This window comes from Mesorhizobium sp. M7A.F.Ca.US.005.03.2.1, from assembly GCF_003997795.1.
Taxonomy (GTDB): Bacteria; Pseudomonadota; Alphaproteobacteria; order Rhizobiales; family Rhizobiaceae; genus Mesorhizobium; species Mesorhizobium ciceri.
In genome coordinates, this window is the sequence record NZ_RZRP01000485.1 from 1 (window position 1) to 4,813 (window position 4,813).

A 4,813-nucleotide genomic window follows, 5' to 3' on the forward strand; every position below is an offset into this window, starting at 1 on the left:
GCCTGTATGGAAAGCGTCCCAACCGAAAATTGCGGCTCCGGAAAATGCCCATGGCGACGTGCCACTGCATGGATACGCGCTGAGAGTTCCCCCAGATCGAACGGCTTGACCAAATAGTCGTCGGCTCCAGCGTTGAAGCCCTCGATGCGATGCGAAATCCGATCGCAGGCTGTCAGAATGATGACCGGTGCCGATTCAAGTTCCTTGATCAGCTCCCGCAGATAGTCGATCCCATTGCCGTCCGGCAGGTGAACGTCGAGCAAAATAAGGTCGTAGCCGACCACAGCTGCATAATCGCGCGCTTCGGACAGGTTCTTGGCCCAGTCGACCGCGTGGCCACCAGCCACCAAATGATCGTGCATAGCACTTCCAAGGTCCTTATCGTCTTCAGTGAGCAGTATTCGCATCATGCTGCCGAGCTCCGGTATGAGGGCAAGGCTCCCATCTTATTGGTCGAAGCTGACAATAGGCTGAACCGGCGGCAGCGAATTATTTGGGGAGCTTTCAGGCTGCTGTCAGCTACAACTTGCAAGAAAGGGGTCGTTAACAAAGCCAAACGAAGAGCCCCTATGAAACCCGTCCTGAACTCGGCACTTTTGCTCAATGTGACCCCCGGCGGCTGCATCAGCAAATTGATTTGGGAAACAGGCGCGCCGGTTCTAATGACCGACGCAGGCCGAGGTCTGGAGCTGGACCAGCGAACGGCGTCTTCGGTTTTTCAGGCAACAGCCACATGGAAGAATATGATTGGCTCGACCATGCGCCGAGCTTTGTCGAACGGATTGGTCGCGGGCGCACTACCACAGATTATGGCAGGTTTACGCCCTGGCCTTGACACCCGGGGTGATCGTCACCGGCGGAGCCGCGGCGTACTGATCGGATATCTAACGTCGCTGAGTCTCTCGTCGGTGCAGTGGATCTCTCGGCTTAGCCATCATGCAAAAAACGACGGTTCCGCGACACCACTTTTCAGGTCCGTGACACAGGCTTTGTGAGCCGATCTGTTGTTCTTACCCCAGGCTAATGGCTGAACAGCTCTGTCGCCGGCTCGATGCGCCAGATGGCGCGATGTTTTGAACCCTTTCACGAGGCGACGGCAGCAGCCGACCGGCTCTCCTATCGCGGCTCCCGCGATCCACACACCCAACAAGGGAATCTACCATGGTAATGAAGGCACCGGTTGCCGACGCTAGGAATGGGTCGGTAGTAGATCGGCTGGTCGGCATCGACCTCGCTCGGGGCCTGGCTGTCTTCGGGATGTATGCCGCCCATCTCGGTCCCGACCCCGGCGAAGGAGGACTAGTCGGGTTTCTGATGGAACTAACCCATGGGCGGCCGTCGGCCCTGTTTGCCGTATTGGCCGGTTTTTCAATCCTCCTGATTACAGGTCGCAAGGCGCCGAAGTCGGGGATAGCCGGTAGACAGGCCATCGCCAGAGTCGCAATTCGTGCCCTTGTTTTGCTCGCGCTTGGCTCAATCCTGGGCTGCCTCGGTACCCAGGTCGAAGTCATCCTAGAATACTACGGAATTTGCTTCTTGTTGGTATTGCCGCTCCATCGGCTCAGCGCATATCAGCTGGGCTTGATCGCTGCCGCTACGGCATTAGTTCTCCCGCAAGTCCGTTCCTCCCTTCTGTCGGTTGCCCCCAACCTCCTCGACCCGGTCTTCAACCTCATGGTCAACGGCTACTATCCCGCGGTGACCTGGGTTCCTTTCCTCATCGCTGGCATGGCCATCGCGCGCCTTAATCTTAATACGCTAGCAGCGCATTGGCGCCTTGGTCTGGCGGGGGTCGCGCTGGCCGTGTTGGGCCATGGGGGATCCTTGCTCGCGCTGAGTTCCCGCGCTTTGACTGAAACCTCCTTGTGGTGGTCTGACGTTGACGGCGCTTTTGAGCCTTCCAAGTCGTCATTTATAGTCAAGTCGTCATGGATAGCCGCACCTCATAGCGAAACGACGCTTTCGATCGTGGGCAGCACCGGTTGCGCAATGATCATCTTGGCGGCTTGCATGCTCGCTGTGGATGCGCTCCCGCGTCTGCGAAAGCTGGTCTGGCCAATAATCGCAGTCGGCTCGATGTCTTTGACGGCCTATGTGCTGCACATTGCGGGAATAGCCTATCTTATGAAGATAAACATTTTCAAAGACGAGAGCCTGTCCACGCTCTTTGGCTTCGTTGTGGTTATCAGCACTTTTGCGGTGCTTTGGCTGCGCATCTTCCAGCGAGGACCGATGGAAGTGCTGATGGGTAGGGTCGCAGATCTCGCGCGTCACATCCGCTGAGCACCGCCGCGCCCCGGCCTCCCGATCACATTACGGACAAGGTGGGGCTTTGTCCAAAGCTTGTTCGCGGCAGGGGAGGGTACTTCCTCCCAGCCTGCCGCCTTGTTGATGGAAGCTAAAACGGTCGCGCAGGCGCTAGAGTTGCATCGGCATAATCAGCTTAAACTCGCGAAGTTAAACCCGCGGTTGGTCTATCTCGGCCCGCCTCACCTGAAAGGCTAAGGTATCCGTTTCGGTCAAGGGTTTTAGGGGCCATTTTCGCTGCGCCTTGAGGAGAGCGTTTGCTAGGATGAGGAGCTTTCGCAACAAGATGATGACCTTTGCGGGTTTGCCTGCCGCCTTTAGCGCCTGGTATTTTGCCTTGAGGTCGGGGTTGAAGCGCAGGGCGAAGGGCCGGGCATGTAGAGGGCCTGGCGAACATTGGCCCGGCCGCCCCGGATGAAGGCGCGGCCGCTCCATTTTGCCGAGGCCGGCGAGGCTTGCGGCCTTTGGTTCCGAGTTCCGGCATGTCGATGGTGAGTGTGCAGGCGGTGGCATCCGATGCGCCATATGCTGGTCAGGATTTCGCGGCGCTGGACAGCGTCGGGATCGGCTTTCATGAGGGTAAGCATCGTCTGATCGATATCGCTGAGTTCACGTGGATCTGCTTCCAGCCACTCGTTGTTGTGGCGCCTGAGCAAGGCAAGCGGTCAAGGTCTGGCTCTGGTGCTGGCTGCGGTGCGATCCCCGCACGGGCCAGGTGCCGATCGTGTCGACGATCCACCTCGCCGCGACCAGAGAGCTGCTACTCTCTTCCGCTGTTCATTCTGGCCTCTTCGCAATGAATGTCATAAAATCACCTGTCGCAATTAATGGTTTTTGATTTGGCTCCTACAGCTGGCAGATATCGCCGAGAGTTCCGCAGAGAGCGTCGAAAGTTTTGGCCGCCTTCTTCCGCAGCCGCGCCTTGAGTTTTGAGCAGACCTGTCTTGATCGGGTTGAGATCGGGCGAGCATGGCGGCAGGATCAGGAGCCAGTGCCCCTTTGGCCAACCAGTGGGCGGCGCGTACCTTGCCGACAATCTGGGGTTCCGAACCCGACAGTTGGTTTTCAACCCGACAGTGGCCCGCCTCAGAGCAGGCTACCGCCCTTCGGAGCAGGCAGAAGCTAATCGAGGTTCGCGGGTTCCGGTTTGAATGTGCAGGTCGCTGCGCGCCTGATCTTTCGGTCTGGCGGCACATGACAAAAACTCTCATTTTGGCCGACGATACCCGGTCAGGAGCGGGTATCGCAGTCGAGAAGCGACCCGAGCACGTCCACAAGATGTGCCGAGTTTGCAAGGTGTGTCATTGTTTCTGTCAACGTTCGAGCGACAGCGCACGACGAAACGTCTGGCATACGCCTCGTCTGGCACGCGCCTCGCATATGTTGCAGTTGCTGCTGGAGATCAGGCGATCGAGTGGGCCTTGCAATTTTCCGATTTTGATGCGCCTAAAGTCTCGTGTACAAATCAGGCTGGCGTGAATGGCCTGCCTAAGTTGCGACTTATTACAAAGGAATGGATATGGCGACTGGAACGGTGAAGTGGTTCAACAGCACGAAGGGTTTTGGTTTTATTCAGCCTGACAACGGCGGTCAGGATGTCTTTGTCCACATTTCCGCTGTTGAACGAGCGGGCCTGTCGACCCTTAATGAGGGCCAGAAGATCAACTACGAGGTGGAACAGGATCGCCGCACGGGAAAGTCCTCTGCAGGCAGCCTCAGCAAGGCTGGCTAACGGTCCGGGAAAGCCTTGGCAAGGTTCGTCATCGCCGGAACGCATTGACGGCTCGAAACCCGGGCCGGAGCATGCAAGTTAATGCCGCGGCAGGGATTGCTGGAGCCATCATGAATTACTCTGGAAATGAGGCTCTTGGACGGGAAAGGCGGGGCTCATCCCCGCCCTTTGATTCCGCGCAGATTGGGCCAACGGCTGCTGCGCGTCCGAACGACTGTTGATACGGATTTAGGCTGCGACCTTCTTGCGGGTCCGTTTCGCCGGCGCCGTGGCTGGGGCTTCCGGCTCTTTCGGTTTGCGGCCGAGTCCCATGGTCTTGGCCAAGGCGGAGCGCGCAGCGGCGTAATTCGGCGCCACCATGGGATAATCCGACGGCAGACCCCATTTGGCGCGATATTCGTCTGGGGTCAGACCATAGTGCGTCGCCAGATGGCGCTTTAGCGATTTGAATTTCTTGCCGTCTTCAAGGCTAATGATGTAGTCCGGTTCGATCGACTTTTTGATCGGGACAGCAGGTTTTTTTACAGGCACAGGCTCTTCTGCCGGTATGAGTCCAGCCGTGCCGTTTAGAGCCCCGTGCACTTGGGCGATCAGGGCAGGAAGCTCCCCCGCCGGGACGGGGTTGTTGGAGACGTAGGCTGATACAACATCGGCAGTGAGCTCGATGAGGATGTCGGTCTTGTGGGGTTCTTCTGTCATAAACTTCTCCGGGCAGCTTGAAACACAGTTGGGCGAAGTGTCGCTTCATAGTGGCGGTTGTCGCTGCAAAAAAAA

At 57.7% G+C, this 4,813-nt stretch carries 4 protein-coding genes; 2 read left to right on the forward strand and 2 right to left on the reverse strand.

What is annotated here, in order from left to right:
• On the reverse strand, positions 1 to 407 hold a 407-nt coding region (locus EN991_RS23650), incomplete at its 3' end, for a response regulator (RefSeq protein WP_164769334.1).
• 754 nt (positions 408 to 1,161) lie between these two features.
• Here EN991_RS23650 and EN991_RS23655 point away from each other — a divergent pair.
• Positions 1,162 to 2,283, forward strand: a complete 1,122-nt coding sequence (locus EN991_RS23655) for a DUF418 domain-containing protein (RefSeq protein WP_063169274.1) — start codon at positions 1,162 to 1,164, stop codon at positions 2,281 to 2,283.
• A 1,543-nt stretch (positions 2,284 to 3,826) separates the two neighbouring features.
• Complete coding sequence (locus tag EN991_RS23660) at positions 3,827 to 4,039, forward strand: cold-shock protein (RefSeq protein WP_008874821.1); 213 nt, start codon at positions 3,827 to 3,829, stop codon at positions 4,037 to 4,039.
• 228 nt (positions 4,040 to 4,267) lie between these two features.
• Here EN991_RS23660 and EN991_RS23665 read toward each other — a convergent pair whose 3' ends face one another.
• The gene (locus tag EN991_RS23665; RefSeq protein WP_024505385.1) at positions 4,268 to 4,738 is read right to left on the reverse strand and encodes a MucR family transcriptional regulator; all 471 of its coding nucleotides are present in this window, start codon (positions 4,736 to 4,738) and stop codon (positions 4,268 to 4,270) included.
• Positions 4,739 to 4,813: the final 75 nt, after the last annotated feature.

Coding starts and splice junctions, on each gene's coding strand:
- EN991_RS23660 (WP_008874821.1), top strand. CDS start 3,827: ATGGCGACTGGAACGGTGAAGTGGTTCAACAGCACGAAGGGTTTTGGT.
- EN991_RS23665 (WP_024505385.1), bottom strand. CDS start 4,738: ATGACAGAAGAACCCCACAAGACCGACATCCTCATCGAGCTCACTGCC.
- EN991_RS23655 (WP_063169274.1), top strand. CDS start 1,162: ATGGTAATGAAGGCACCGGTTGCCGACGCTAGGAATGGGTCGGTAGTA.